The organism is Variovorax sp. 679 (assembly GCF_003952185.1).
Classification (GTDB): Bacteria; Pseudomonadota; Gammaproteobacteria; order Burkholderiales; family Burkholderiaceae_C; genus Variovorax.
In genome coordinates this window covers 56064-81393 of sequence record NZ_RXFS01000008.1, presented here as the reverse complement: position 1 = coordinate 81393, position 25330 = coordinate 56064, and the positions used below count along the sequence as shown (strand labels likewise).

The 25330-nt window shown below is 67.2% G+C and carries 26 protein-coding genes; 15 read left to right on the top strand and 11 right to left on the bottom strand.

From position 1 onward, the window contains the following. Positions 1 to 8 precede the first annotated feature (8 nt). From EJO71_RS21255 to EJO71_RS21245, 3 genes are read left to right on the top strand one after another with little or no spacing between them, the layout of a single operon-like run. The gene (locus tag EJO71_RS21255; RefSeq protein WP_125950657.1) at positions 9 to 575 is read left to right on the top strand and encodes an RDD family protein; all 567 of its coding nucleotides are present in this window, start codon (positions 9 to 11) and stop codon (positions 573 to 575) included. Beyond that, on the top strand, positions 572 to 979 hold the full coding sequence (locus EJO71_RS21250) for a diacylglycerol kinase (protein WP_125950656.1): 408 nt from the start codon (positions 572 to 574) through the stop codon (positions 977 to 979). Before EJO71_RS21255 ends, EJO71_RS21250 begins: the two co-directional genes overlap by 4 nt. Before the next feature lie 31 nt (positions 980 to 1010). Beyond that, entirely contained in the window at positions 1011 to 1601 is a 591-nt protein-coding gene (locus tag EJO71_RS21245) for a TIGR00730 family Rossman fold protein (RefSeq protein WP_125950655.1), read from the top strand. Between the two features lie 45 nt (positions 1602 to 1646). Here EJO71_RS21245 and EJO71_RS21240 read toward each other — a convergent pair whose 3' ends face one another. Beyond that, a complete protein-coding gene (locus tag EJO71_RS21240) occupies positions 1647 to 1985 on the bottom strand; it encodes a P-II family nitrogen regulator (RefSeq protein ID WP_093054409.1) in 339 nt (112 codons plus the stop codon). Beyond that, entirely contained in the window at positions 1982 to 3679 is a 1698-nt protein-coding gene (locus EJO71_RS21235) for an NAD+ synthase (RefSeq protein WP_125950654.1), read from the bottom strand. The genes EJO71_RS21240 and EJO71_RS21235 overlap by 4 nt, the downstream gene beginning before the upstream one ends. A 19-nt stretch (positions 3680 to 3698) precedes the next feature. On the opposite strand from EJO71_RS21235, the gene EJO71_RS21230 reads away from it, so the two are divergent. The 3 genes from EJO71_RS21230 (at position 3699) to EJO71_RS34400 (ending at position 6408) form a co-directional block, all read left to right on the top strand. Next, positions 3699 to 4853, top strand: a complete 1155-nt coding sequence (locus EJO71_RS21230; protein WP_125950653.1) for a GNAT family N-acetyltransferase — start codon at positions 3699 to 3701, stop codon at positions 4851 to 4853. 66 nt (positions 4854 to 4919) lie between these two features. After that, positions 4920 to 5672 carry a hypothetical protein gene (locus tag EJO71_RS21225; protein WP_125950652.1) on the top strand — a complete coding sequence of 251 codons (753 nt, stop codon included), beginning with the start codon at positions 4920 to 4922 and terminating at the stop codon, positions 5670 to 5672. 94 nt (positions 5673 to 5766) lie between these two features. Next, positions 5767 to 6408, top strand: a complete 642-nt coding sequence (locus EJO71_RS34400; RefSeq protein WP_164546870.1) for a lysozyme inhibitor LprI family protein — start codon at positions 5767 to 5769, stop codon at positions 6406 to 6408. A gap of 1 nt (position 6409) precedes the next feature. Here EJO71_RS34400 and ppa read toward each other — a convergent pair whose 3' ends face one another. Further along, the gene (ppa, locus tag EJO71_RS21215; protein WP_125950651.1) at positions 6410 to 6937 is read right to left on the bottom strand and encodes an inorganic diphosphatase; all 528 of its coding nucleotides are present in this window, start codon (positions 6935 to 6937) and stop codon (positions 6410 to 6412) included. A gap of 254 nt (positions 6938 to 7191) precedes the next feature. On the opposite strand from ppa, the gene EJO71_RS21210 reads away from it, so the two are divergent. The 8 genes from EJO71_RS21210 (at position 7192) to EJO71_RS21175 (ending at position 17731) form a co-directional block, all read left to right on the top strand. Further along, a complete protein-coding gene (locus EJO71_RS21210) occupies positions 7192 to 9708 on the top strand; it encodes a sodium-translocating pyrophosphatase (RefSeq protein ID WP_125950650.1) in 2517 nt (838 codons plus the stop codon). A gap of 163 nt (positions 9709 to 9871) precedes the next feature. Beyond that, positions 9872 to 10240 carry a nuclear transport factor 2 family protein gene (locus EJO71_RS21205; protein WP_125950649.1) on the top strand — a complete coding sequence of 123 codons (369 nt, stop codon included), beginning with the start codon at positions 9872 to 9874 and terminating at the stop codon, positions 10238 to 10240. 56 nt (positions 10241 to 10296) lie between these two features. Next, the gene (locus EJO71_RS21200; RefSeq protein ID WP_125950648.1) at positions 10297 to 12198 is read left to right on the top strand and encodes a YhgE/Pip domain-containing protein; all 1902 of its coding nucleotides are present in this window, start codon (positions 10297 to 10299) and stop codon (positions 12196 to 12198) included. A 51-nt stretch (positions 12199 to 12249) separates the two neighbouring features. After that, the gene (locus EJO71_RS21195; RefSeq protein WP_125950647.1) at positions 12250 to 12972 is read left to right on the top strand and encodes a MerR family transcriptional regulator; all 723 of its coding nucleotides are present in this window, start codon (positions 12250 to 12252) and stop codon (positions 12970 to 12972) included. A gap of 4 nt (positions 12973 to 12976) precedes the next feature. Next, positions 12977 to 14413 carry a TolC family protein gene (locus tag EJO71_RS21190; protein WP_125950646.1) on the top strand — a complete coding sequence of 479 codons (1437 nt, stop codon included), beginning with the start codon at positions 12977 to 12979 and terminating at the stop codon, positions 14411 to 14413. Then, positions 14413 to 15399 (top strand): efflux RND transporter periplasmic adaptor subunit, encoded by a 987-nt coding sequence (locus EJO71_RS21185; RefSeq protein ID WP_125950645.1) that lies wholly within the window; start codon positions 14413 to 14415, stop codon positions 15397 to 15399. Before EJO71_RS21190 ends, EJO71_RS21185 begins: the two co-directional genes overlap by 1 nt. Positions 15400 to 15410: 11 nt before the next feature. Continuing rightward, positions 15411 to 16595 carry an ABC transporter permease gene (locus tag EJO71_RS21180; RefSeq protein WP_125950644.1) on the top strand — a complete coding sequence of 395 codons (1185 nt, stop codon included), beginning with the start codon at positions 15411 to 15413 and terminating at the stop codon, positions 16593 to 16595. Beyond that, the gene (locus tag EJO71_RS21175) at positions 16592 to 17731 is read left to right on the top strand and encodes an ABC transporter permease (RefSeq protein WP_125950643.1); all 1140 of its coding nucleotides are present in this window, start codon (positions 16592 to 16594) and stop codon (positions 17729 to 17731) included. Before EJO71_RS21180 ends, EJO71_RS21175 begins: the two co-directional genes overlap by 4 nt. Here EJO71_RS21175 and EJO71_RS21170 read toward each other — a convergent pair. Beyond that, the gene (locus EJO71_RS21170; protein ID WP_125950642.1) at positions 17728 to 18363 is read right to left on the bottom strand and encodes a TetR/AcrR family transcriptional regulator; all 636 of its coding nucleotides are present in this window, start codon (positions 18361 to 18363) and stop codon (positions 17728 to 17730) included. The genes EJO71_RS21175 and EJO71_RS21170 overlap by 4 nt on opposite strands. 130 nt (positions 18364 to 18493) lie before the next feature. Here EJO71_RS21170 and EJO71_RS21165 point away from each other — a divergent pair, with 130 nt between their 5' ends. After that, positions 18494 to 19336, top strand: coding sequence for a metal-dependent hydrolase (locus EJO71_RS21165; protein ID WP_125950641.1), 843 nt, complete (start codon positions 18494 to 18496; stop codon positions 19334 to 19336). 23 nt (positions 19337 to 19359) lie between these two features. Here the strand turns inward: EJO71_RS21165 and EJO71_RS21160 are convergent, their stop codons facing one another. The 7 genes from EJO71_RS21160 to EJO71_RS21130 form a co-directional block, all read right to left on the bottom strand. Continuing rightward, on the bottom strand, positions 19360 to 19947 hold the full coding sequence (locus tag EJO71_RS21160) for a hypothetical protein (RefSeq protein ID WP_125950640.1): 588 nt from the start codon (positions 19945 to 19947) through the stop codon (positions 19360 to 19362). Between the two features lie 259 nt (positions 19948 to 20206). Beyond that, positions 20207 to 20437 (bottom strand): hypothetical protein, encoded by a 231-nt coding sequence (locus tag EJO71_RS21155; protein WP_081266289.1) that lies wholly within the window; start codon positions 20435 to 20437, stop codon positions 20207 to 20209. Further along, positions 20424 to 20795, bottom strand: a complete 372-nt coding sequence (locus tag EJO71_RS21150; RefSeq protein WP_125950639.1) for a hypothetical protein — start codon at positions 20793 to 20795, stop codon at positions 20424 to 20426. The genes EJO71_RS21155 and EJO71_RS21150 overlap by 14 nt, the downstream gene beginning before the upstream one ends. Before the next feature lie 17 nt (positions 20796 to 20812). Continuing rightward, positions 20813 to 21727 (bottom strand): hypothetical protein, encoded by a 915-nt coding sequence (locus EJO71_RS21145; protein ID WP_125950638.1) that lies wholly within the window; start codon positions 21725 to 21727, stop codon positions 20813 to 20815. After that, positions 21711 to 23627: an iron-containing redox enzyme family protein gene (locus tag EJO71_RS21140; RefSeq protein WP_125950637.1), complete on the bottom strand. Its 1917-nt coding sequence runs from the start codon at positions 23625 to 23627 to the stop codon at positions 21711 to 21713. The genes EJO71_RS21145 and EJO71_RS21140 overlap by 17 nt, the downstream gene beginning before the upstream one ends. A 3-nt stretch (positions 23628 to 23630) precedes the next feature. Beyond that, entirely contained in the window at positions 23631 to 24572 is a 942-nt protein-coding gene (locus EJO71_RS21135) for a fatty acid desaturase (protein ID WP_125950636.1), read from the bottom strand. Further along, entirely contained in the window at positions 24553 to 25326 is a 774-nt protein-coding gene (locus EJO71_RS21130) for a sterol desaturase family protein (RefSeq protein WP_125950635.1), read from the bottom strand. Before EJO71_RS21130 ends, EJO71_RS21135 begins: the two co-directional genes overlap by 20 nt. Positions 25327 to 25330 lie beyond the last annotated feature (4 nt).

The following is a 25330-nucleotide window of genomic DNA, read 5'->3' as shown; positions in this document are numbered from 1 at the left end:
AGGCTTCGATGGCATCCAGCTCCCCCGAGGCTTCGGGCTCCGATCAGCCTGCCTCGCCGGCTCCCTCTGCAACCAGTGCTCCTGTTTCGATAGTTCCGGGCCTGTGGCGCCGGATGGCATGCTGGCTCTATGAGGGCATGCTGCTGTTCGCGGTGGTGTTCGTCTCGGGCTGGCTCTTCAGCACGCTGGGCCAGATGCGCGACGCCATGGATTCGCGACGCCATCTGCTCCAGGCTTTCCTTTTCGTGGTATTCGGCGTGTACTTCGTCTGGTTCTGGACCAAGGGCCAGACCCTCGCCATGAAAACCTGGAACATCCGTATCGTCGACGTGCACAACCAACCCATCAGCCAGCGCCGCGCATTGGCGCGCTACCTGCTGAGCTGGATCTGGTTCCTGCCGCCATTGGCCGCCATTGCGCCATTCAAGCTGTCGGGCGGCGAATCGACCGTGCTGATCTTCGGCTGGGTCGCCATCTGGGCCCTGCTGGCGCGCTTTCACCCCGACCGCCAGTTCTGGCACGACGCCTGGGCCGGTACGCGGCTCATCACCTCCAAACCGATGAGTCGCCGATGAGTGCCTTGCCGAATCTTCCCGATCCCGCCGTCAACCCGCAGAAGGCCCGCAAGGGCTTCGAGCGCGTCTGGCATGCCACGCTGATTTCGCTGCACGGCCTGCGTGCCGGCTGGAGCGAGCCCGCTTTCAGGCAGGAAGCAATCCTGTCGATCGTGATGATCCCCGCCTCCTTCTGGCTCGGGCGCAGCTGGGTCGAAGTCGCGCTGCTCGCGGGCAGCGCCATCCTCGTGATGATCGTCGAGCTGCTCAACACTGCGGTGGAAGCCGCCATCGACCGCATCGGCCCCGAGTGGCACGACCTCTCCAAGCGCGCCAAGGACATGGGCAGCGCCGCGGTGCTGCTATCGCTCACGCTGTGCGGCGGTATATGGGCGGCGGCGCTGTGGCAACGCTTCATGTCATGAGCAGGCCCATCGGCTGCGGCATGATGGCGGGATGACTCCTGAATTTTCGATCTGTGTGTATTGCGGCTCGCGCCCCGGCGAGCGCCCCGAGTTTTCTCAAGCCGCGCAAGCGGTCGGCCAATGGATCGGCCAGCATCGCGGCCAGTTGGTCTACGGCGGCGGCCGCACCGGCCTGATGGGCACGGTGGCCGAGGCCACCCGTCAGGCCGGCGGACGCGTCGTCGGCATCATCCCCAAGGCGCTGGTCGACAAGGAACTGGCCAACCCCCTGTGCGATGAGCTGCACGTGGTCGACACGATGCACGAGCGCAAGGCCATGATGGGCGAGCGCGCCGACGCCTTTGTCGCATTGGCGGGGGGCATCGGCACCTTCGAGGAATTGTTCGAGATCTGGACCTGGCGCCAGCTCGGCTATCACGACAAGCCCACCGGCATCCTGAACACCGCCGGCTACTACGACGGCCTGCTCGGCTTCCTTGCGCACAGCGTGCGCGAAGGTTTCATGGGTGACTGGCAGATGAGCCTGATCCGCACCGGCACCGATGTGCCCGAGCTGCTCACGGCGCTGCGCGCCGAAGTACCGCTGCATCCGCGCGAAGACAGGCTGTCGGAAAACCTCTGATCGACCGCACCGAAAGCCCCGGCAGCGGGGCTTTCTTTCTTGTACTCAGACGGCGTTCTCGTTCTCTTCCCCAGTGCGGATGCGCACGATGCGCTCCACCCCGGTAACGAAGATCTTCCCGTCACCGATCTTTCCGGTGCGCGCGGAACTGACGATGGCCTCGATGCAACGCTCCACATCGGCCTCGTTGACGACCACTTCGACCTTCATCTTGGGCAGGAAGTCGACCACGTACTCGGCCCCGCGATAGAGCTCGGTATGCCCCTTCTGGCGGCCGAAGCCCTTGACTTCGGTCACGGTCAGGCCGGTGACACCCACTTCGGCCAAGGCCTCGCGCACGTCCTCGAGCTTGAAGGGTTTGACGATGGCGGTGATCTGCTTCATGGTTTTCGTGCTCCGGCGGTTTCGTTGAATTTGCTGGTGATAGGGTAACGCCAATCCTTGCCGAAGCTTCGATGGGTGACCCGGATTCCTACCGGCGCCTGGCGCCGCTTGTATTCATTGATCTTGATCAGCCGCGCGACCCGCTCGACCACAGCGCGTTCGTAGCCGGCTGAAATGATCTCGTCGATGCCCTCGTCGTCCTGCATGTAGCGTGCCAGGATGCCGTCGAGGATGTCGTAGGGCGGGAGGCTGTCCTGGTCGGTCTGGTCCGGCCGCAGTTCGGCGCTAGGTGGCCGCGTGATGATCCGCTCGGGGATCGGCTCGGAGCCCGTGCCGTACGGATCGTGGGCATTGCGCCAGCGCGCCAACGCGAAAACAGTGGTCTTGAGCAGGTCCTTGATGACCGCGAAGCCGCCCGCCATGTCGCCGTAGAGCGTGCAGTAACCCGTGGCCATTTCGCTCTTGTTGCCGGTGGTGAGCACGATGGAGCCGAACTTGTTCGACAGCCCCATCAGCAGCGTGCCACGGATGCGGGCCTGGATGTTTTCCTCCGCCGTGTCCTCGGGCCGGCCCTTGAACTCCTCGGCCAGCGCGCTCTTGAAGGACTCGAAGGTGTGCTTGATGGAAATCTCGTCGTAGCGCACGCCCAAACGGCCGGCCATGTCGCGTGCATCGATCCAGCTGATGTCGGCTGTGTAAGGCGAAGGCATCATCACTGCGCGAACCTTGTCCTTGCCCAGTGCATCGACCGCGATGGCAAGCACCAATGCGGAATCGATACCGCCCGAAAGCCCCAGGATGGCGCCCGGAAAACCGTTCTTGCCGATGTAGTCGCGCACGCCCAGCACAAGGGCGTCCCAGAGCTGCGCCTCCGCGTCGCGCGGCGGCACGATGGCACCCGGCTCGGTCACGAAGCCCACGCCGCCCTGCGGCGTGCGCTCCAGCTGCGCGAAAACCAGCTTCTCCCTGAAGCTCTCTGCCTGCACGGCAGCGGAGCCATCGGCCTGCAGCGCGAACGACGCGCCGTCGAACACCACTTCGTCCTGCCCGCCCACCAGATGCGCATAGACCAGCGGCAGCCCCACCGCACGCGCCCGGTCGGCCATGCGCGCAACGCGCTCGCCTTCCTTGCCCACGTGGTAGGGCGACGCATTGATCACTGCCAGCACCTCGGCGCCGCTTTCGCGCGCCAGTTCGGCCGGCTGGTCGAACCAGGCGTCCTCGCAGATCAGCAGGCCGACCGAGATGCCGCCCACCTCGAACACGCAGGTGCCCTGCCCCGGCGTGAAGTAACGGCGCTCGTCGAACACCTGGTAGTTGGGCAGTTCGCGCTTGGCATACGTTTCGAGGATGCGGCCTTCCTTGATGACGCTGGCCGCGTTGTGCCGCATCTGCACGGCCACCGATCGGCTGCGCAGGCTGCCGCCGGTCGGATGCCCCACCACCACGACCATGTCTTTGAGGTCGGCCAGAGCGGCAGCGATGCCTTTCACGGCATCATCACAGGCTTCGGTGAAGGCAGGTCGGAGAAACAGGTCCTCCGCCGCATAGCCGGCAATCGAGAGTTCAGGCGTCAGCAAGAGGCGCGCGCCCTGTGCATGGGCATTGCGCGCGGCATCGACGATCTTTTTCGCGTTGCCGGCGAGGTCGCCCACCACAAAATTGAGTTGCGCGATGGCGAGCTTGAGCGTCATACAGAAGGAAGAAAAAGGCTTGAACGATTATGTCATTCGGGTTCTGCCGTCTCCGTCGGACGTGAGCCCGGAAGCGTGGAACGCGCTGCTCGCCGCCGAGGCCGAGCCCTCGCCGTTCATGCGCCACGAGTACCTCGCCGCGCTGAACGCCAGCCGCAGCGCCACGCCGGAGAGCGGATGGATGCCGCAGTTCGTCACGCTCTGGCAAGGCGACGAGTTGCAGGCCGCATGCCCGCTCTACGTCAAGGACCATTCCTACGGCGAGTACGTCTTCGACTGGGCCTGGGCCAACGCCTACGAGCAGCACGGGCTGGCCTATTACCCGAAGGCCACGGTGGCGGTGCCTTTCACGCCCGTGCCCGGGGCACGGCTACTTGCGCGCGATGCCGAAAGCCGCACATTGCTGGTGCAAGGGCTCATTGCCCTGTGCAAGCAGCTGGAGCTGTCGTCGCTGCACCTGCTGTTCGGTGCCGATGCGGACATTGCCGCCTGCACCGAAGCGGGCCTGATGCTGCGCAACACAGTCCAGTTCCACTGGACCAACGCACAGTACGCAGACTTCGACGCCTTCCTCGCCAGCCTCTCCCACGACAAGCGCAAGAAGATCCGCCAGGAGCGCCGCAAGGTGGCCGATGCCGGCGTGAGCTTCCGCTGGTCGCGCGGTGCCGACATATCGAAGGCCGATTGGGACTTCTTCTACCGCTGCTACGAGCGCACCTACCGCGAGCACGGCAACCCGCCCTACCTCACGCGCGACTTCTTCCGGCGCATGGCCGACACGATGCCCGAGGCCTGGCTGCTGTTCGTCGCCGAGCGCAACGGCAAGCCCATGGCAAGCAGCCTGATCGCGCTCTCGACGCAGCCTGACAGGCCACTCGTCGCCTATGGCCGCTACTGGGGAGCACTGGAGCGTGTCGACTGCCTGCACTTCGAGGCCTGCTACTACCAGCCGCTGGCCTGGTGCATCGAGCACGGCGCCCAGCGCTTCGAGGGCGGTGCGCAGGGCGAGCACAAGATGGCGCGCGCGCTGATGCCGGTGAAGACCACCAGCGCCCACTGGCTGGCACATCCGTCGTTCGCCGACGCGGTCGAGCGCTTTCTCGAACGCGAGGGCGCAGGCATCGAGAACTACATGGATCATCTCGGCGAGCGCAGCCCCTTCAAGTCAGGTTGAGCTGCAATTCGGCGCTGCTATAAAAGCGCCCGACATCCACAACAACTCAGAGAGAGAGAGAACTCGATGCCATTCGTCGGACTGGGGCTGCACGTCCTCATTGCGCTGTTCTTCGCCGTGCATGCGATGCGCCACGGCAAGCAGATGTACTGGCTGCTCATCCTCTTCAGCTTTCCGCTGCTCGGCAGCATCGTGTACTTCGTGGTCGAGTACCTGCCCGCCTCGCGCATGCAGCGCACCGCCGGCAAGGTGGCGAACGCAGCCATCGGCTTCATCGACCCCGAGCGCGAGTACCGTGCGGCTACCGAGGCCTACGATCTCGCGCCCACCGCGCAGAACAAGCTGCGCCTCGCCAAGGCCGCGCTCGACAAGGGCCAGGCCGCCGATGCCGTCGGCCACTACCGCGATGCGCTGAAGGGCCCGCTGGCCTCCGATCCGGAACTGCAGTTCGGCCTCGCCAGCGCCTTGCTGGCAGCGGGCGGAGCGACTGCCGGCCGCGAGGCATTGCAGGCGCTGCAAGCCCTGCGCAGCACGCGCGACGACTACCGCAAGGACGAAGTCGCCGTGCTCACCGCACGCGCACTCGCCTCCGACGGCCGGCAGCCGGAAGCACGCGCAGCCTTCGAGGACGCACTGAGCCGCTACAACACCGTCGAGGCCCGCGCCCACTACATCGCGTGGCTCGCGCAGCAAGGCGACGCCGCCGGCGCCCAGCGCCAGTGGGACGAACTCCAGCAGGCCGCGCGCCACTGGAACTCGCATGCACGTTCGGTCAATCGCGAGTGGATGCGGCTGGCCAGCGACGCCGTCCGCAGCTGAGTCACCTCTGCCCAAGGGCATAGCGCCCTTGACCGTTTGGCACATCGACGGCGTACCGGCACTCTCCTAGCATCGGCTTCGAGGAGAACCCCGCATGCAGACATTCATACGCCGATCCGTCACGGCACTCTGCTTCATTGCCGCCGGCCCGCTGGCCATTGCCGCCAGCTTCGATTGCTCAAAGGCCGGCAATGCCACCGAGAAGGCGATCTGCGCCGACCCCGGCCTCTCGCGGCAGGACGAAGCCATGGCCGCGCTCTACAAGCGGCAGGTCGAGATGCCCGGCACTGGCCAGTGGGCCACCTTCCTGAAGCGCGACCAGCGCGACTGGCTCGTCGTGCGCAACCGCGAATGCCGGGGCGACACCGAATGCCTGAAACGGGACTACGAGCGGCGCATCACCTACCTGAGCCACCCGCTGCTGCAATGGATGGGCCGCTATGTGGAGGGCCGGTGCCCGAAGGACGACCGCTTCCTCGATGTGACGCCCGAGGTGGGCGGCACGCTGGACATCCAGCTCTACGTCTGCCCCGATCCGCGCGGCAACATGCTGCTGCAGGGCAAGAACGTGCTCGACGGGCAGCGGCGCCTCGTGGTGCAGGAGGGCGGGCGTTGCACCCGCACCCTCCAGTTCGACACCGACCGCATCACGGTCTCGGACACGCCGGGCTGCGCACCATCGCTGGCCGGCAGCTTCGCGCGCGACCCGCGCCGCTCGCCCTTCGAGAACGAATAAGTTACTTCTTGTAGTTGGCGATGCCGTCCAGGATTTCCTTCCTGGCGGCGTCGATGCCTTCCCAGCCCAGCACCTTGACCCACTTGCCCTCTTCCAGGTCCTTGTAGTGCTCGAAGAAGTGGCTGATGGCCTTCAGACGCATCGGGTTCACGTCGTCGACCGACTTCCAGTGGCTGTAGATGGGCAGCACCTTGTCGGTGGGCACGGCCAGCACCTTGCCGTCGACGCCTGCTTCGTCTTCCATCATCAGGATGCCCAGGGGACGGCACGGCACCACCACGCCCGGCAGCAGCGGATAGGGCGCGATCACCAGCACGTCGACCGGGTCGCCGTCGCCCGACAGGGTCTGCGGCACGTAGCCGTAGTTGGCCGGGTAGTACATGGCCGTCGTCATGAAGCGGTCGACGAAGATCGCGCCGGATTCCTTGTCCACTTCGTACTTGATCGGGTCGGCATTCATCGGGATTTCGATCACGACGTTGAAGGATTCGGGCACGTTCTTGCCGGGGGAAACTTTGTCGAAGGACATGACGTTTTTCGAGTAGTTGAAAAGTATGAGACGGATGGGGACAAACCCGGAGTTTACTTTCCGTGTCACCGGCCGGTCGCACACGCATCTGTTTTTGCCTGTAAATTGCAACCGTTGGCCAATCGGCTCCGCACCCCCGGTGCAGTGAGCTTCGAGGAAGCAACGCGGCGGAAAACATGGTCCCGTACGCGTTGCACGCAGGGCCCATGCTGTCCGTCTCCACAAGTCACAACGAACGAATGGAGAAGCAAAGCATGATCGGCAACACCCCCCTGATACTGGCCATCGTCTGCGGTCTCGTGGCCGTGGCCTACGGTTTCTGGGCCCGAAGTTGGATTCTCGCGAAGGATGCCGGCAACGCCCGCATGCAGGAGATCGCGGCGGCCATCCAGGCCGGCGCCTCCGCCTACCTCGCCAAGCAGTACAGCACCATTGCCATCGTCGGCGTGGTGCTCGCCATCCTCATCGCCATCTTTCTCGATCTGACCACCGCTGTCGGCTTCATCGTGGGCGCGGTGCTCTCGGGCGCCTGCGGCTTCATCGGCATGAATGTGTCGGTGCGCGCCAATGTGCGCACCGCGCAGGCGGCAACACAAGGCATCGGCCCGGCGCTCGACGTCGCGTTCCGCGGCGGCGCCATCACCGGCATGTTGGTGGTGGGCTTGGGCCTGTTGGGCGTGTCGGTCTTCTACTGGGTACTGGCAAGCAGCGGCACGCCGACGGCGGGCCACGGCCTGGCGGCCATCCTCAACCCGCTGATCGGCTTTGCCTTCGGCTCGTCGCTGATCTCCATCTTTGCGCGGCTGGGCGGCGGCATCTTCACCAAGGGCGCCGACGTCGGCGCCGACCTGGTGGGCAAGGTGGAAGCCGGCATCCCCGAGGACGACCCGCGCAACCCCGCCGTGATCGCCGACAACGTGGGCGACAACGTTGGCGACTGCGCCGGCATGGCGGCCGACCTGTTCGAGACCTACGCCGTGACGCTCATCGCCACCATGGTGCTGGGCGCGCTGATGGTCACCGCGGCGCCGACCAACGCCGTGCTGTATCCGCTGGCGCTGGGCGGTGTGTCGATCATCGCGTCGATCATCGGCTGCTTCTTCGTCAAGGCCTCGCCGGGCATGGTCAACGTGATGCCGGCGCTCTACAAGGGCCTGGCGGTGGCGGGCATCCTGTCGCTGATCGCCTTCTGGTTCGTCACCAGCTGGCTGATTCCGGACAACGCGGTCGCGGCGAGCGGCAGCCAGCTCAAGCTGTTCGGCGCCTGCTTCGTCGGCCTCGCGCTGACGGCCGCACTGGTGTGGATCACCGAGTACTACACCGGCACACAGTACAAGCCCGTGCAGCACATCGCGCAGGCCTCGACCACCGGCCACGGCACCAACATCATCGCGGGCCTCGGCGTGTCGATGCGCTCCACCGCCTGGCCGGTGATCTTCGTCTGCATCGCGATCCTGGCTTCGTATTCGCTGGCGGGCCTCTACGGAATCGCGGTGGCCGCCACGTCGATGCTGAGCATGGCCGGCATCGTGGTTGCGCTCGACGCCTACGGCCCCATCACCGACAACGCCGGCGGCATCGCCGAGATGAGCGAGTTGCCCGACAGCGTGCGCGCCGTGACCGACCCGCTCGACGCGGTCGGCAACACCACCAAGGCCGTCACCAAGGGCTACGCCATCGGCTCGGCCGGCCTGGCCTCGCTGGTGCTCTTCGCCGACTACACGCACAAGCTGGAGAGCTTCGGCCAGGCGATCAGCTTCAACCTGAGCGACCCGATGGTGATCGTCGGCCTCTTCATCGGCGGCTTGATCCCCTACCTGTTCGGCGCAATGGCCATGGAAGCCGTGGGCCGTGCGGCCGGCGCGGTGGTGGAGGAAGTGCGCCGCCAGTTCCGGGACATCCCCGGCATCATGGAAGGCACCGGCAAGCCCGAGTACGGCAAGGCCGTGGGCATGCTGACCGGCGCGGCCATCAAGGAAATGATGATTCCCTCGCTGCTGCCGGTGCTGGTGCCGATCATCGTCGGCCTGGTGCTCGGGCCGAAGGCGCTGGGCGGGCTGCTGATGGGCACCATCGTCACGGGCCTGTTCGTCGCCATCAGCATGTGTACCGGCGGCGGCGCCTGGGACAACGCCAAGAAGTACATCGAGGACGGCCACTTCGGCGGCAAGGGCAGCGAGACGCACAAGGCCGCCGTCACCGGCGACACCGTGGGCGACCCGTACAAGGACACGGCCGGCCCCGCCGTGAACCCGCTGATCAAGATCATCAACATCGTGGCGCTGCTCATCGTGCCGCTGGTGGTGAAGTTCCACGCTGGCGATGCGGCGGCTGCGGCACCGGCGAAGGTCGAGACGCCGCCGGCCGCCACGGCACCTGCGGCCATGGCGCCGTCGACGCCTGCGGCGGTGGTCGCCTCGGGCGCGGTATCGGCCGCCGAGGCCACCGCGGTGAAGGTCGAGAACGGCGTCGTGAAGTTCTACTTCGCGAGTGCCAGCTCCGACGTGGCGCCCAACGCCAAGGAGGCGCTGGCCGACGTCATCAAGGCCGTGCAGAGCGGCAGCACCGTGCTCGTGAGCGGCTACCACGACGCCAGCGGCGACCCGGCGAAGAACGCCGAACTCGCCAAGCAGCGTGCGATGGCCGTGAGCGATGCGCTCAAGGCTGCCGGCGCGCCCGCCGACAAGATCGAGCTGGCCAAGCCGGAGCAGTCGCAGGCCGACGGACCGCCCGCCGAGGCGCGCCGCGTCGAAGTCAAAGTAAAGTCATGACATGACACTCCCCCAGGCTTCGCGCACTTCGTGTCGCTTCGCCACCCCCCTCGCCGGGGGCGACACCTGCGGACCGGCAGAGCCGGCTCCGCGGTGTCTCGCGCACGATCTGCTCGAACCTCATTTGCCGCAGGAGGCGCGTTGCGCCATGGATCACTGAAAGATGCCCACACCCGAACGACTCGAATCATTCATCGCCGCCGTCGAAGGCGGCGCGCATGCCAAGGCCATCGAGGACTACTACACCGAAGATGCCACCATGCGCGAGAACCAGGCCGAGCCGCGGCGCGGCCGCAGCACGCTGGTGGCACAGGAGAGCGCAGTGCTGGAGCGCACCGAATCGGTGGTCTCCACCTGCGTGCGGCCGGTGCTGGTGAACGGCGACCACGTGGCCATCCACTGGATCTTCGAGTTCACGTTCAAGGGCGGCGGCAAGATGCGCATGGAGGAGATCGCCTGGCAACGCTGGGAAGGCGACCGCATCGCCGAAGAGCAGTTCTTCTACGACCCCGCGCAGCGAAAGCCGGGCTGATCGACGCGTCCTCTGCCGTTTCAACGCCATGGCGCTTCTGCAGACCTCCTAGCCCCATGCGATACCTCCACGCCCTGTTCGCCGGCACCTGGGCCATCGCCCGGGCCGAGCTGGCCATCGTGCGGCGCTTTCCGCGCATCCTGCTGGCCGTGGTGGCGGTCGGCGTGGTGCCGGCGATCTATGCGCTGATCTACCTCACGAGCGTGTGGGACCCGGCCGGCCACACGGCCGACCTGCCCGCCGCCATCGTGAACCTGGACCAGGGCGTGACGTACATGTCGCGCACGGTCAACGTCGGCGAAGAGCTCACGCGCTCCCTTCTCGAGAAGCGCGCCTTCGGTTTCCGCGCGATGACCGACACCGAGGCCGCGCGCGCCGAGGTGCGGCGCGGCACGCTGGCTTTCGCGCTGCTGATTCCCGCCGACTTCAGCGCCAACGCGGTGCCCGGCACGCAGCGCGGCGCGGGGCAGCTGGTGGTCTACACCTCCGAGGGCAACAACTACAGTTCGGCCGGCCTGGCGCGGCGTTTCGCGGGCGAGCTGGGACACCAGGTCAACGAGATGCTCAACGAGCAGCGCTGGGGGCTGGTGCTGAGCGCGGCCTCCGGCTCGCAGGCACGGCTCGACAAGCTCAAGCAGGCCCTGCTGGAGCTGCGCGACGGCAGCCAGACGCTGGCCAGCGGCGCCGCCCAGTACAGCGCAGCGGCACAGCAGGTGGGCAGCGGGTTCAAGCAGGTCAACGGCGGGATCCGCACCATCGAATCGAAGCTGCCGGCCGACGCGGACCTGCGAGCGCTGAAGGCCGGCTCGCAGCAGCTCGCCTCGGGCCAGCGCGAACTCGGCAGCGGGCTCGCGCAGATCGGCGACGGGCTCGCCCAGCTCGAAGGCGGCGCCGGCCAGCTCGGTGATGGCGCTCGCAGGATGCAGAAGGACACCGCCGACATCCCCTTCGTGGGCGACCGGATCTCCAAGGGAGCGGCCGAACTCGCCGCCGGTGCGGACAAGCTGCGCGGCGGCATCGACCAGGCACAGGCCGCCATGACCAAGGCGCAGGACGGCAACCACAAGCTCGCGGCCGGCGCCACCGCGCTAGACGGCGGCGTCGGCAAGCTCACCGACGGCATGGGCGCGCTGTCGGCGGGCATCCACACCATGTCCGGCAAGCTGCCGCCCGACAGGAAACTCGACGAATTCGTGCAAGGCGGCGCGCAGCTAGCCCAGGGTGCGGAGCGCCTGTCGACCGGCGTGCGCACCATCGAGGCCGCCCTGCCCGCCTCGATCACCCGCATCCAGGGCAGCGCCTCGGGGCTGGCCGACTCGGTGGAGCCCAAGGTCGAGGTGGTGGCGCCGGTGGCCAACAACGGCAGCGCCTTCGTGCCCAACATGGTGTCGGTGGCGCTGTGGATCGGCGCCGTGATGGCGGGCTACCTGTTCAACATCCGCATCGTGCTGTCGGACCACAGCCACTATCCGAAGCTCGCGAAGACGCTGGGCAAGATCACCATGCCGGCGCTGATCGTGCTGCTGCAGGTGGCGCTGGTGCTGGCCACGCTGGTGGGCGTGCTGCGGGTGCAGGCGCCGGACGTGCCGGCGCTGGCGCTCACGATGGCGCTGGCCTCGCTGGTGTTCCTGGTGGTGCTGTTCGCGATCCTGCACGTGTTCGGCGACTTCGGCCGCATCCTCACCGTGCTGCTGCTGACGCTGCAGCTGTCGGCCGGCGGCGGCGTGCTGCCGGTGGAGCTCTCGGCCGGCTTCTTCCGCGACGTGCACGGCTGGCTGCCTTTCAGCTGGGTGGTGCAGGCCTTCCGCGCCGTGATGTTCGGCGCCTTCGACAACGGCTGGGCGCATGCCTGCGGTGTGGTTTTGCTGTCGGGCACGGTGGCCGTCGGGCTGATGGCGCTCTTCGGCAAGTGGAACGAAGTGCTGCCGGCGGACTACAAGCCGACGATCCAGGTCTGAACCAGCGGCTTCTTCCATGTGACATTGGTGATGTAACATTCGGCCCGTCACATGAACACCGCTACCGTCACCGAAGCCGTCCAGGAACTCTCCATCGAGGGACTCGCCGCGCACACCGGCGTGACGGTGCGCAACATCCGCGCCTACACCACCGCCGGGCTGCTGCCGCCGCCCAGGCTGCGCGGGCGCCTCGGCCTGTACGGCGACGAGCACGCGCAGCGCCTGGCGCTGATCCGCGAACTGCGCGACCAGGGCTTCGGCATCGACGCCATCCGCCGCATCTTCGGGCGCGCGCCGGCCTCGGCGTGGCGCGACCTGGTGGCCGTGGCGCGCTCCGTCTCAGGCAGCCTCTTCGCCGAAGAAGAGCCGGTGGTGGTGCCCGCCAGCGCCCTCGCCGCCAAGTGGAAAGGCCAGATGACGCCCGCCCTGCTCGCGCGGGCCACCAAGGCCGGCCTCATGCGCGAGCTGCCGGACGGCCAGGTGCAGATGCTCAGCCCCGCGCTCGGGCAGATCGCCGAGCAGCTCGCGGCGCTCGGCCTGCCGCTGGAAGAAGTGATCGGCATGCAGGAGACCATGGCCCGCACGCTGCGCACGGTGGCGCGCCACTGGCTGCGCACGCTGGCCGACAGCCTGCTGAGCGGCGACACCATCGACGCCCAGCGCACGGCCCAGCTGCTCGAGCAGGCGCGAGGACTCGCCACCGGCGCGGTGCAGGCCGCGTTCCCCGTGATCCTGCAGCAGGAGCTCGATGCCCTGCTGCGCAAGACCGCCTGAAACGATGACACGAGACCGCGCCACCAGCCCTTTCCTGTTGCGCCTCCTCCCAGCCCTGCTCGCCCTGGGCAGCGCGGCCGCCGTGCAGGCCCAGACCGCCGGCGACAACGCACTTTCGCTGAGTTTCGACGCGGCCCGTGCCCGCATGATCGACCGTTCCGACAAGCTGGCCGCAGCCCGCGCAGCCGTCGAATCGAAGGAACTGCAGAGCCAGGGCCTCAAGGGCCTGGGCGGTCCGTCGGTCAGCGTCTCGGGTCTGGCCTATGCCTACAACGCGAACCTGAATCTCGACCTCGACCCGCTCAACCAGAAGCTCGGGCAGCTCGGCTCGGCGCTGCCGTCGTCCATCCAGAGCGTGATCTCGCGCGTGCCGATTCCGCAGTTGCCCAACAGCTACACGCTGAACCGCCACGACACCGGCGCCAACGCCTCGATCTCGGCCGTGTGGCCGCTCTACGTCGGCGGCGCGACCGACGCGGTGCGCGGCTTCGTGTCGGCCCAGACGCGCGAAGCGCAGGCCGACGCCGAACAGGCCGGCCACGAGGTCGACACCCTGCTCGTGCAGCGTTACTTCGGCGCCCAGCTCGCCCGGCGCGCGGCAACACTGCGCCTGCAGGCAGAGCGCACGATCGCGCAGCACGATTCGGCGGCGCAAAAGATGCTCGCTGCCGGCGTGATCTCGCGCGTGGAACGGCTGCAAGCCAGCGCAGCGTATGAAGAGGCGCGCCGCAACGCGCGCAAGGCCGAGAACGACGCGGCGCTCGCCTCCGTGGCATTGGCCCGCACGGTGCGCGCCGACGGCAGCGTGGCGCCGCAGACGCCGCTCTTCCTCATCAGCACGCCGATCGAACCGCTGGGCTACTTCATCGACTCGGCGCTCACGCGGCACCCGGGCCTGGGCAAGGTCGCGGCCAAGAAGTCGCAGGCCGAGCAGCTGCACGAAGGCGAAGAGGCGCTGCGCCGCCCGCAGGTGATCGCCTTCGGCACGCGCGAGCTCAAGAGCGGCAATGCCGACTGGGTGGCCGGCGTGGGCGTGCGCTGGACGCTGTACGACTCGGTCGACCGCAATGCGCTGTCGGCCGCCTCGCTCAAGCAGGTCGAGCAGGCCGAACGCACCGATGCTCAGGCGCGCAGCGACATCTCGCTGCTGGTCGAGCGCAACTGGCGCGCGCTGGAGAACGCGCGCCGCCAGTACCTCGAGATGAAAGCCTCTGTCGAACTGGCCCAGGAGGTGGTAAAGCTGAGGACCTCCGGCCTGCGCGAAGGCACGAGCACCACGCTCGACCTGATCGATGCCGAGACCAACCAGGCCAAGGTGCTGACCGAACGCGCGCAAGCCGCCAACGACTACGTGCAGGCGCTCGCGCAGCTGCTCGAGAGTGCGGGGCTTTCCGACAGGTTTTCCGACTACATCGCGCGTGCCGACGTGAAGGTGAATTGATGATGAGTGCCAAGACCCGAAAACTGATCGCGATATTTGCCGCCCTGCTCGTGCTGGCGGTGCTTGTCTGGGGCTTCTGGCGCGCGTCGCAGCCGGCGCCCGAGGTGTTCCAGGGCCAGATGGAGGCACGCGAGACCGACGTTGCCGGCAAGGTGACGGCGCGCATTGCCGAGGTGCCGGTGAAGGAAGGCGACCGCATCCAGGCCGGCGCGGTGCTGGTGCGCATGGACAGCCCCGAGGTGCGCGCCAAGCTGGCGCAGGCCACCGCCGCCGAGCAGGCCGCTCAGGCAGTTTCCGAGAAGGCGCAGAACGGCGCGCGTCCGCAGGAAGTCGAGATGGCGCGCATGCAATGGCAACGTGCCGAGACCGCGGCGCAGCTCGCGCAGACCTCGTTCCGTCGCGTCGACGGACTGGCGCGCGAAGGCCTTGTGGCCGACCAGAAGCGCGACGAGGCCGAAGCCAATTGGAAAGCCTCGCGCGACGCGGCCATCGCGGCGAAGGCGCAGTACGACATGGCCCGCACCGGTGCCCGCCCCGAGGACAAGGCCGCCGCCAGCGCGCAGGCGCGCCAGGTCGCGGGCGTGGTGGCCGAGGCCGAAGCCGCCAAGGCCGAGACCGAGCTGCGCAGCCCGGTGGGCGGCGAAGTGGCCAAGGTGCTGGCCAAGGTCGGCGAGCTGTCGCCGCAGGGCGTGGCGGTGGTCACGGTGGTCGACCTGAGCGACCAGTGGGTGGTGCTGAACGTGCGCGAGGACCGGCTCGCCCGCTTCGCGCTCGGCAACGAATTCGATGCGCACCTGCCCGCGCTGCCCGAGGGCAAGCGCACGGCCCGCTTCAAGGTCTACTACAGCGCCGTGCTGCCCGACTTCGCAACATGGCGCGCCACGCGCGGCGGCACCGGCTTCGACGTGCGCACCTTCGAGGTCCGCGCCCGCCCGCTCAAGCCCATCGAGGGCGCGCGGCCCGGCATGAGCGTGCTGGTGGACTGAGCCCGTTCGCAATGAGCCTGCGCGGCTTCTCCACCGCCAGCGCACGGCGCGAGTTCGCGCTGCTGCGCACGCGCCCGTGGGACCTGGCCATGATCTCGTGGGTGCCGCTGCTCGCGGTGTTCCTGATCTGGTGGATCTTCTCGGCGGGCCTGCCAGAGCGGCTGCCGATCGGCGTGCTCGACCAGGACCATTCCTCCCTCTCGCGGCAGCTGGTGCGCTTCCTGGACGCCACGCCCGGCCTGCGCGTGGCGCAGCGCTACAGCGACGAAGGCGAGATGGCGCGCGCGCTGACCAGCGGCGCGGTCGATGCGGCGGTACAGCTGCCGCGCGAGCTGAGCCGCGACGTGAAGCAGGGCCGCGTCGGCCAGGTCGTGCTGCTGCACAACGCGCAGCTCGGCACGCATTCGAGCCTGATCCAGCGCGATGTGCGCACCGCCGTGGCCACCGTTTCCGGCGGGGTCGAGCTCGCGGTGCGCAACAAGCGCGGCGAGTCGATGAAGGCGGCGCGCGTGAGCATGGAGCCGATCAAGGCCAGCATGGTGGCACTGTTCAACACCTCGACCGACTACGAGCAGTTCCTGGGTGCGGCGCTGATTCCGGCGCTGCTGCACATCCTTGCGATGACGGCCGGCGCATGGGCCGTGGGCCGCGAGCTGCGCGACCGCAGCATCGGCGGATGGCTCGGCGCCACGCCGCAATGGCATGAAGCGCTGGCCGCGCTGGCGGGCAAGCTGGTGCTGCCGTTCGCGAGCCTCTCGACGGTGGCTCTTGCGGCGATGCTGTGGATCACCGCGGGCCGTGGGTGGCATCCGGTCGGCTCACTCGGGTGGACGCTGTTCGCGCTGTGGGTTTTCCTGGCGCTATCGATCGCGCTGGGGGGCTTCGTGGCGGCGCTGACGCGTTCGCTGCGCACTGCCCTGTCGGCCACGGGCTTCATCACGGCGCCAGCCTTCGCGTTCGGCGGCGTGGGTTTTCCGCTGGTCGCAATGCCCGTGCTGGCGCAGGTCTGGGCCAACCTGCTGCCCTACACGCACTACATCCGCGTGCAGATGGAGCAGCTGCAGATGGGCGCGCCGGTGGCTTATTCGGCGGCCACGCCGCTCTGGATGGTGCTGGGCACGGGCACGCTGCTCGCAGCCACCGCCGCAGCGCTGGTGCGCGCCGCCGGGGCACCCGACAGCTGGGGTGGGCGATGACCGGCAGCGAACCGCTCCGCTTCGGCAGCGCATGGCGCGAAACCGCGCTCGCCGTGCTGCGCGACAAGGGCGTGCTGTTGATCATGCTGCTCGCGCCGATCATCTATGGCTTCTTCTATCCGTGGCCCTATGGCACGCAGGCCGTGACGCGCGTGCCGGTGGCGGTGGTCGACCAGGACCACACGGCGCTGTCCCGGCAGATCACGCGCTTCGCATTGGCCAATCCACGGATCGACGTGCGCATGGTCACGGGCGACGTGGGCGAAGCGCAGCGGGCGCTGTGGCGCGGCGAGATCGAAGGCTATGCGCTGCTGCCGGCCGACCTGAAGCGCAACGTGCTGCGTGGCACTTCGGCCGTTGTCACCATCGAAGGCAACGGCGCCTATGCGCTGCTGAACAAGGCGGTGCTGTACGGCTTCTCGGAGGCCGTGGGCACGGTGTCGGCGGGCGTCGAGATCCGCAAGCTGCAGGCCGGCGGTCAAAGCGCGATACAGGCCGCGCGCAGCCGTAGCCCGCTGAACACGCAGCTCGTCGCACTGTTCAATCCGACCGAGGGCTATGGCAGCTACGTGGTGCCAGCCGTGGCCCTGCTGATCCTGCAGCAGACGCTGCTGATGGGCGTGGCGATGCTGGCCGGCACTTGGGCCGAAGCGGGGCGGCTGCGGGCTTCGATGGGGGCGTGGCTGGGCCGGCTTGGGGCGCTCTCGGGCTTCGGCTTCCTGAGCGGCGTCTTCTACTTCGGCTGGGTGTTCTTCCTGCAGGACTATCCGCGCGGCGGCAATCCGTGGGGGGCGCTGGTGCTGCTGGCGTTCTGCGTGCCGGCGATCTGCACGCTGGGCCTCTTGCTGGGCTGCTGGTTCCGCGACCGCGAGCGGGCCCTGCAGGTGCTGCTGTTCACTGCCCTGCCCATGGCCTTTCTCTCGGGCTTCTCGTGGCCTGTGGAGGCCTTGCCGGAGCCGTTGCAGGCGCTGCGCTGGCTCTTCCCGAGCACAGCAGGCATCCAGGCCTCGCTGCGCCTCAATCAGATGGGAGCGCCGCTGCATGACGTGCTGCCCCATCTCGGCGTGTTGCTGTCGCTGACTCTCGCAGGGCTGCTGACGTTGCGGCTCGTGGCCACGACGCCGAAGCGCGCCTAGCGCCGGCTCTCCGCCGCCACGGCGCGCACCAGCCGCGTGGCGGGCGCTACCAGCTCGCGCAGATCGCCAGCGCGGTCCTGCTCGATGGCCTGCAGCACCAGTTCGTTGATGCCGCCCACCACCGTCATCGCCATCTCGCTCGTGAGATGCACCGCCGGCCCATCCGTGCTGCCGTTGCTGCTGGTGTTGATGGCGACCTGGATGAAATTGGCGATCTCGTCGTTCACCCGGCGCCGCACCACGAGGCCCGGCATGCCGAGCCCGAGGATCTCGACGAACAGCGTGCGCAACAGCACCGGGTCTTGCGCGAGGTAATCGAAATACGCAGTCATCGCCTGCTCCACCTGCGCATGCCACGGCTGTGCCGGATCGAAGGCCTCGCTCACCGCCTGCAGGCCGAGGCGGCTGGCGGTTTCATAGAGCGCGATCAGGCATTCGGTCTTGGTGCTGAAGTGCTCGTAGAAAGTGCGGCGCGACACGGCCGCTTCGCGCACGATGTCGGCAATGGTCGTTTCCGCGTAGCCTTTGGCCGCCACGGCATGCGCCATGCCCTGCAGCAGGCGTGCATAGTGCTCGCTCCCGGGGCCCTCGGCAGACTTGGAGGGAGCTGCTTTTTCGATGGTTTCGCTCATGGCCGACACATTTTCCTACGCCCAGGTACTTGACAGTACCAACTCACAATTGCAACATGGCGGCTCGCGGTACTGATATGTACCAGTCATTTCGCCCCCCACGAACCGTGCTTTTCCAAGGCTTGTTTTCATGACCGATCTCGTTGTCCGCCGCCTGCTGATCGACCTGCAACCGCCCTTCGCCCGCAACTGGTGTGGCGGCGACGCATTCTCGACTGCTTTCTTCAACGCCCTGTCGATGAGCTTTCCCTTCGGTGAGCAGTTCTTCATCGATGCGGTGCGCGACGCCGTGGCCACGCTGCCGCCGGAAGTGCAGGAGCAGCACAAGGCCGACGTGCGCGGCTTCATCGGGCAGGAAGCCACGCACCGGCGCATTCATTCGCTCTTCAACAACCACCTCGAGAGCCAGGGCCTGGTCGACGGATGGACGGCCCGCGCCGGCAAGCGCATGGGACTGATGGTCGATGCCGATCCGCGCCACGCGCTGGCGGTGACGGCGGCCACCGAGCACTTCACGGCGATGTTTGCCGAATGGCTGCTGGCCCACCCCGAGATCCTTGATGGCGCCGAGCCGCGGCTGCGCACCATGTGGCTGTGGCACAGCGCCGAGGAACTGGAGCACAAGAGCGTGGCCTTCGACATCTACCGGGCCGCAGGCGGCTCAGACGAATGGCGCACGCGCTGGTTCCGCCGCGTCACGGTGATGTTCCTGGGCGACCTGATGCGCCAGACCATCGACAACCTGCGCCACGAGAAGCAGTTGTGGAAATGGTCGACCTGGAAGAGCGCCGCGCGCATCCTGCTGAGCCGCAACGGCCTGCTGCGCGGCAACCTGGCCGGCTGGCGCAGCTATCTGCGTGCGGACTTCCATCCGATGCAGCAGGACAGCAGCCTGTCGGAGCGCTGGCTGGCGGACAACCGCGCGCAATACACGCCGGTGGGCGTGGCGCCCGAGGCAGCCACCGCCAGCTGAAAAAGGAAAAGCCCCGGCTCAGCTCAGTAGAAATTGGCGCGGTTCGGCGCACCGCCGCCGGCCTGCTGATGCTCGGGGCGCATCGTCAGGTCGTGCAGGGTGTCGAAGTCGGACGGAGCATCCGGCACCCGCATCACCACTTCCAGCTCGTGCATCGACGCAACCCAGCGGCCGGCCGGCGATTCGGCAGGCTCGTCGTTGGCGAACACGCCGTCGCGGATGTAGAGGGTTTCGCCTTCCGGGCGCTCGGCATGCAGCTCGATCAGGCGGGCGATCGAGAAGTTGTACGTCACGAGCTTCTCGCGCGTCTTGCGGTCCTTGCCGCCGCAATTGAACGAGCCTTCCGCGGCGATGACGATGCAGGAGCCGTCAACGCCGCCATCCATCTCGATCTCGTTGCCCGAGCGCCAGATGGCGTTGGGCAGGCGGACACGCACCTTGTCGATGACCAGGTCGCGCTGCTTGTTGAGGCTGCCCAGCGGCGGCACCAGCGAACGCAGCTGGCGCAGGCGTTCGGCGAAGTTGTCGTCCATCAGGAATTCGACATGGTGCGTGGCGCTGCCGGAGGATCGCTTGACCACCTGCATGACCACGTGACGCGATTTAGCCATGACGGAACCCCTTTACGACCCTCGGGAAGGTTGGATTCCATGCCCTGCATGGAGTGTGAACGGCGTGGCAGCAATTCATTGGAAATCAGCTACTAGTAGGACTTTTGATTACATGCAATTACATGCATCATTTGTGTCCAACTGTATAGCGATTGCCTCCGACGTGGAAGCCCATTCCGTGATTTATGCACGAGGAAATGTCGCCAAAATGCCTCCTCGATGTGGTAGCAGGGTACCCCATCGAGGGCCGCGAAAACCCTTATTCGAGGGCTTCGTCCAGCGCCTTGCACGAAGGCGCGCACACGGTCTGCGACTTGCCCAGCACCTGGCGGGTGCGCAGCTGCGAGCGCACGCGGTGCTTGCCGCACATGAAGCACGACATGGTCGCGCCGCTGAACGACGCCGAAGCGCGGAACGGCGAACCCGGCGTCTTCGACTTGTAACGCAGGCCGTCCGCCACCACCGCCGTCTTCACTTCACCCTTCGCCATGCGTTTTGTCCTTGCTGTTCGGTTCGGCACGGCGCATCGCGCGTGCAATGGCTTCCCGGGCGCTGACTTCGGCCGCCAGGGAAGCGTCCAATGCCGAGCGGCAAAGCCCGGCGTGCTTGTAATTGAGGTTCTCGTACACCTCGGCCGCGGCCGGATACGCATCGAGCAGGCGGCCGAGTTCGGCGCCCTGCCCGACGTCCTCGAACTCATGTACGAGGTGTTCGACCACGGAACGGTACTGCTCCGCCCCAACGGGTACGGCGCTGTGCTCAAGCTTTTCCAGCAGTTGCGCCAACACGTGGGTCACTGCCAGATCGGTCCTGGGAGACGGATTATCGGTCGTGTTCATGGCCAGCATCTGGGGGCAGCATACGCCTATGCAAGTGGCTGCTCGTAGAGGGATGCCTCCGGTTGCCCCGCCTTTTGCTGCGCCACCTGCATCCGCTGGAGCAGGCTGTGAAGCATTTCGGTCGACAGCCCGTGGATCACCAGCCGGTGCCCCGCCCGCAGGGTCGACAGCGGTACCAGCGGGTGCTTGTTGTTGACCAGGATCAGGTGTTCGGGCGCATTCAGGATCGTCGCCGCGTAGATGCCGATGGTTTCGTCCAGCTGCAGGGAATTGGCCGCGCGCCAGAAATCGTTGTCCGTGAGCATCAGCTGGTACAGCGGCGTGAAAAGCTCGATGGCGCTCTGCAGGTCGAGAAAATTGAGCTTGCCCCGGGGCATGTCTTCCAGACGCAGCCCCGGGTCCCGGATCATCGAGAAATCGACCTTCCCGGCCTTGCACAGCGCCAGCCCCTTATCGCGCAGCGCGGTGTTCAGCCTGATCACGAAGTTGAAGAGGTTCAGGTCGTGCTTCAGGAACATCTCGTCCTTCAGCGCGTCGATGTCGGCCGGCTCCAGGGGGTTGGTGGCCACGGGCACCGGCGAATTCCGCCCGATGAAGGCCAGCACCTGCGAACCCAGGTGAAAGTGCCGCAGGATCAGCCAGTTGGCCTCCGGTGACACGAATCGCTTCAGCCCCCAGGCCAGCAGCCGGTGCAGCAGCATCGAGTGCGACCAGTTGCGCGGCACGAACACCTTCACGATCTGGATCAGGATGATCGTCAGCCGTGCGATCGGCCTCAGGAACGGCAGCAGGTACTGCCGCGAGCCCGAGCTCGAGTCGGCCAGCCACGCAGCCTTGACGTCGTCGGGCAGCGGCGTGCTCTGGTCGAGGTAGAGCGCCAGCCAGGGGCTGGGGTCGCGCTCGTCGTGGGCTTGCTTCAGGAATTCAGGCGTTCGATCCATGGGGCATTCGCTGCGTGATGTGTTGGAACTGCATCAGGTATAGCGCGGCCGTGTGGCGCGCCGTCTCGACGATCTGGCCGGCGGCGCGCGCCTGCCCTTCCACGGCCATCACCATCTCCACGGCGGTAAGCCAGCGGCTCAGATGGTTTTCGTCGTTGTGGCCGTGGTATTCGAGGAAGCGGAAGGCATCCGGCGGCAGCTTCAGGCTGGCCTTGAGCAGCGGCAGCAGCGCCGGCACGATGCGCTGGCCCGTGCCTTCGATGATGTAGATCGCGCCCAGCAGGCCGATCGGGTCGCGCGTGGCGGCCAGGCCGTGCAGGTAGGCGTTGAGCGCCTCGCCGCCGGGGTTGCGGCGCAGCTCCTCGATGTTCTCGACCGTGCCGCCGGCCTTTCGGTAGTCGCTGAAAAGAATGTTGAAGTCGTTCTGCTCCTCGCCCGCGTGCACGCCGATCAGCGAAGCCAGCATCTGGTACGGCTCGCTCAGCGAGGCTGCGCCTTCGCGCATCCACAGGCTGCCCTCGCGCACCTGCGGCACCCATTGCTCCATCCAGTTCAGGTAGTCGGGCACGGCGAATCGGCGTTCGCGGATCTGGCGGATGAGCGGCGTGCGCCAGACGCGCGAGCGGTAGTCGTGCCAGATGGCTGCCAGCTCGGTGAGCAAGGCGCCCAGGCCTTCGGGCGCGGCGTTGGGATCGTGCGGCGGCGCGATCACCAGGTCGTCGTCGAGCACCGCCGCCGCACGAGGAGCCACCACCGCGGGCGCAGCATCGACCGCCTCCACCTCGAGCAGCATGTACGCCGCCATGAAGCGCCCCGACTCCGGCACGTAGCAGAAGATCTGCTCGCCCGGCTTCAGCGCCTTGGTGTGCAGGAACTCGGCCAGCATCACGAGGATCGACGCTGCCCCGGTGTTGCCGCGCCATGCGAGGTTGCTCCACCAGCGCTCGCGCGGAATCGACAGGTCGGCCTTGGCCATCAGGTCCTCGACCACCGGGATGAATTTCTCCGACGAGTAATGGCACAGGAAGTGGTCGACCCGCTTCGGATCGACCCAGCCGTCGCGCACCAGCCCCGCGTATTCATGGATGCCAATGTCGAACAGGTGCGGCAGCAGGCGGATGTCCTGCCGCAGCGACAAGGCGCCCGCCGCCTCGGCCTCGGCCCAGGAGCCGAAATCGAGATGGCCGCGCGCGCGGTCTTCGGTCAGGCCGAGCTGCATGCAGACCGGGTAGTCACCCGAAAACGCGCGCTGGTGCACCCACTTCAACTTCAGACGCAAGCCCGGCGCGCCGGCCAATGCGGGCGTGCCATCGGACAACAGCAAGGCTCCCGCGCCATCCGACAGCATCCAGCGCAGGAAGTGCGAGTCGAAGTCGGTTTCATAGCCGCGTGCCGCGAAGCGCGAACGCTTGAAGAGCCGCGACGGCATTTCGCTGGCAACCGCCATCGCCGAGCGATGCGCCCCCAGCTCGATGCCCTGCGCGGCCGTCTGGATCGCCGACACGCCCGCCGCGCAGATGCCGTGCACCGAATGCGTTTCCATCGGCTGCGCCGCCAGCTCGCCCTGGATCATGTTGGCGAAGCCCGGCATCAGCGTGTCGCCGCCCGACGAGCCGCTGGCCAGCAGCGACACCCGCGACAGCTCCGCCCCGCCCCGCTGCAGGCAGTCGCGGATCGCACCGGCCGCCAGCTGCGCATTGGTGTGCTGCGTCATGCCTTCCGCGTCGATGGCGTAGTGCCGCGTGAGGATGCCGTTCTCCGCCAGGATGCGCCGCTTGATGCGCTCCGACATGCGGTTGAGCGGCGCGATGTACGCGTCCATGCGGTCGTTGGGAATGGGTTCGCCCGGCATGAAGTAGCCGGCGCTTTCTAGGTACACGCGTTGGAATGAGACAGGCATGGTTCAGTGAGTTGATGAATCGCGGGGCATCAGCGGGCGGCTGCGAAAACGCGGCCACACGGCCCCCAGCACGAAGACGCGCACCATGTACGGCACCAGCCCGCCCTCGTTGAGCACGGGGTCCACCTGCGCGCGGTAGCGCGTGCGATGCAGGCGGGTGAGCTCGGACCAGTGGGCATGCGGGTTCTCGTGGTGTGCGGTGTGCAGGCCGATGTTGAACAGCAAGGGGTTCACCAGCCCCTCGAAATTGCGTGCGTAGTTCAACCGGCTACCCGTGGTATCGCCCGGCGCCTCCTTCGGTACGGGCTTCCGGCCGTCCGCGTGGGCGTGCTGCAGGTAGTTGGTGGCAAGCAGCCAGTGCAGGCCGTGCAGCTGCGGCACGATCACGAACAGCAGGGCCTTGCGCCAGTCGATCACCAGCAGCACCGCCCAGCTCGCCAGCCACACCGCGTACTGCGCCATGCAATAGCGCCACGCGCCGCGTCGATGCCGCCGCAGTCGCCCGAGCCACGCGAAGAAAACCGGCATCAGCACCCACACGGCCTGGAACGGATGCAGCAGGTAGCCCGTCAGGTGGTTGGTGTCACCGCCGAAGCGGTAGGTGCGCGCCACGTCCTTCGGTCCGTGCCTGTGGCGGTGGTGGTTGGCGACGTGCGCCGGCCAGAACACGAAAGTGGGATGGCCCTGCAGCAGCGTGATCCAGAAATCGGTGAACCTGTTCAAGCGCCGGCTGCGCCACATGCGCAGGTGCACGTGGTTGTGGTGGATCACGCCGACGCCGAGCGTCAGGAACAGCACCAGCCCGTACAGCAGCACGTCGAAGCCGTGGAACCACTGCCACGCCGCCAGCGCAGGCAGCGCGGCAAGGTAGGCAAGGCTCTGCCAGTCGCGCCGGTGACGCAGCTGCGGCCGGCGGCGGATCGCGTCAGGCCGTGCTCGCGCCATGCTTTTCGCGGAAGGCCCGAAGCACCGGCTCGGCCGCATCGGCCGCGATGCGCGTGCCGAACAGCCGATCCATGAAGGTGAACTGGAAGCCGTAGTTGCCGTTGTGCACGGCATGGTGCAGGTGGTGCCGGCGGCTCGCCGCGAACCAGTGGCTGTACGACACGCCCGTGAAGAAGTCGTAGTTCGAGTGCCCGACGCAGTTGAAGAACAGGCTGAACACCGGCACCGCCGCCAGCGACCAGAAGCTGAAGTCGTGCACGATCATCGGCAGCAGGATCACGTTGCCGAGCATCAGCGCCTCGATGGGATGGAAGCTGTAGGTCGACCACGGCGTGGTCACGAACGAGCGGTGGTGCGGACCGTGAAAGCGCCTCAGCCAGCGCGTGTGCAGCAGCCGGTGGTTGATCCAGAAATGCACGTCGTTCCAGACCGCGAGCACGAGGATTTCCACCACGATCTGCCGCCATCCCGCATCGGGATCGAGCCGCGCCCAGCCCAGCTGCAGCAGCCCCCAGGGAAACACCATCCCCAGCCCGAAGATCAGCACCGACACGCCCGACTGCGTGAGCTCGCGCCGCAGCTGCTCCGGCTGCAGCGGCCGCGGATCGAGAGCGCGCCCGACGCCCAGCGCGGGCAGCACGCGCTTCGTCAGCAGCCAGGTGATCGCGCCGAAGCCAAGATAGATTCCGCCGAAAAAAAGCAAGCCCCACAGCATGACCTGCAGGGCGGACAACGAGGTGAAGGTCTGCGCCATCCCC

Coding starts and splice junctions, on each gene's coding strand:
- EJO71_RS21255 (WP_125950657.1), top strand. CDS start 9: ATGGCATCCAGCTCCCCCGAGGCTTCGGGCTCCGATCAGCCTGCCTCG.
- EJO71_RS21250 (WP_125950656.1), top strand. CDS start 572: ATGAGTGCCTTGCCGAATCTTCCCGATCCCGCCGTCAACCCGCAGAAG.
- EJO71_RS21245 (WP_125950655.1), top strand. CDS start 1,011: ATGACTCCTGAATTTTCGATCTGTGTGTATTGCGGCTCGCGCCCCGGC.
- EJO71_RS21240 (WP_093054409.1), bottom strand. CDS start 1,985: ATGAAGCAGATCACCGCCATCGTCAAACCCTTCAAGCTCGAGGACGTG.
- EJO71_RS21235 (WP_125950654.1), bottom strand. CDS start 3,679: ATGACGCTCAAGCTCGCCATCGCGCAACTCAATTTTGTGGTGGGCGAC.
- EJO71_RS21225 (WP_125950652.1), top strand. CDS start 4,920: ATGCCATTCGTCGGACTGGGGCTGCACGTCCTCATTGCGCTGTTCTTC.
- EJO71_RS34400 (WP_164546870.1), top strand. CDS start 5,767: ATGCAGACATTCATACGCCGATCCGTCACGGCACTCTGCTTCATTGCC.
- ppa (WP_125950651.1), bottom strand. CDS start 6,937: ATGTCCTTCGACAAAGTTTCCCCCGGCAAGAACGTGCCCGAATCCTTC.
- EJO71_RS21210 (WP_125950650.1), top strand. CDS start 7,192: ATGATCGGCAACACCCCCCTGATACTGGCCATCGTCTGCGGTCTCGTG.
- EJO71_RS21205 (WP_125950649.1), top strand. CDS start 9,872: ATGCCCACACCCGAACGACTCGAATCATTCATCGCCGCCGTCGAAGGC.
- EJO71_RS21200 (WP_125950648.1), top strand. CDS start 10,297: ATGCGATACCTCCACGCCCTGTTCGCCGGCACCTGGGCCATCGCCCGG.
- EJO71_RS21195 (WP_125950647.1), top strand. CDS start 12,250: ATGAACACCGCTACCGTCACCGAAGCCGTCCAGGAACTCTCCATCGAG.
- EJO71_RS21190 (WP_125950646.1), top strand. CDS start 12,977: ATGACACGAGACCGCGCCACCAGCCCTTTCCTGTTGCGCCTCCTCCCA.
- EJO71_RS21185 (WP_125950645.1), top strand. CDS start 14,413: ATGATGAGTGCCAAGACCCGAAAACTGATCGCGATATTTGCCGCCCTG.
- EJO71_RS21180 (WP_125950644.1), top strand. CDS start 15,411: ATGAGCCTGCGCGGCTTCTCCACCGCCAGCGCACGGCGCGAGTTCGCG.
- EJO71_RS21175 (WP_125950643.1), top strand. CDS start 16,592: ATGACCGGCAGCGAACCGCTCCGCTTCGGCAGCGCATGGCGCGAAACC.
- EJO71_RS21170 (WP_125950642.1), bottom strand. CDS start 18,363: ATGAGCGAAACCATCGAAAAAGCAGCTCCCTCCAAGTCTGCCGAGGGC.
- EJO71_RS21165 (WP_125950641.1), top strand. CDS start 18,494: ATGACCGATCTCGTTGTCCGCCGCCTGCTGATCGACCTGCAACCGCCC.
- EJO71_RS21160 (WP_125950640.1), bottom strand. CDS start 19,947: ATGGCTAAATCGCGTCACGTGGTCATGCAGGTGGTCAAGCGATCCTCC.
- EJO71_RS21155 (WP_081266289.1), bottom strand. CDS start 20,437: ATGGCGAAGGGTGAAGTGAAGACGGCGGTGGTGGCGGACGGCCTGCGT.
- EJO71_RS21150 (WP_125950639.1), bottom strand. CDS start 20,795: ATGCTGGCCATGAACACGACCGATAATCCGTCTCCCAGGACCGATCTG.
- EJO71_RS21145 (WP_125950638.1), bottom strand. CDS start 21,727: ATGGATCGAACGCCTGAATTCCTGAAGCAAGCCCACGACGAGCGCGAC.
- EJO71_RS21140 (WP_125950637.1), bottom strand. CDS start 23,627: ATGCCTGTCTCATTCCAACGCGTGTACCTAGAAAGCGCCGGCTACTTC.
- EJO71_RS21135 (WP_125950636.1), bottom strand. CDS start 24,572: ATGGCGCGAGCACGGCCTGACGCGATCCGCCGCCGGCCGCAGCTGCGT.
- EJO71_RS21130 (WP_125950635.1), bottom strand. CDS start 25,326: ATGGCGCAGACCTTCACCTCGTTGTCCGCCCTGCAGGTCATGCTGTGG.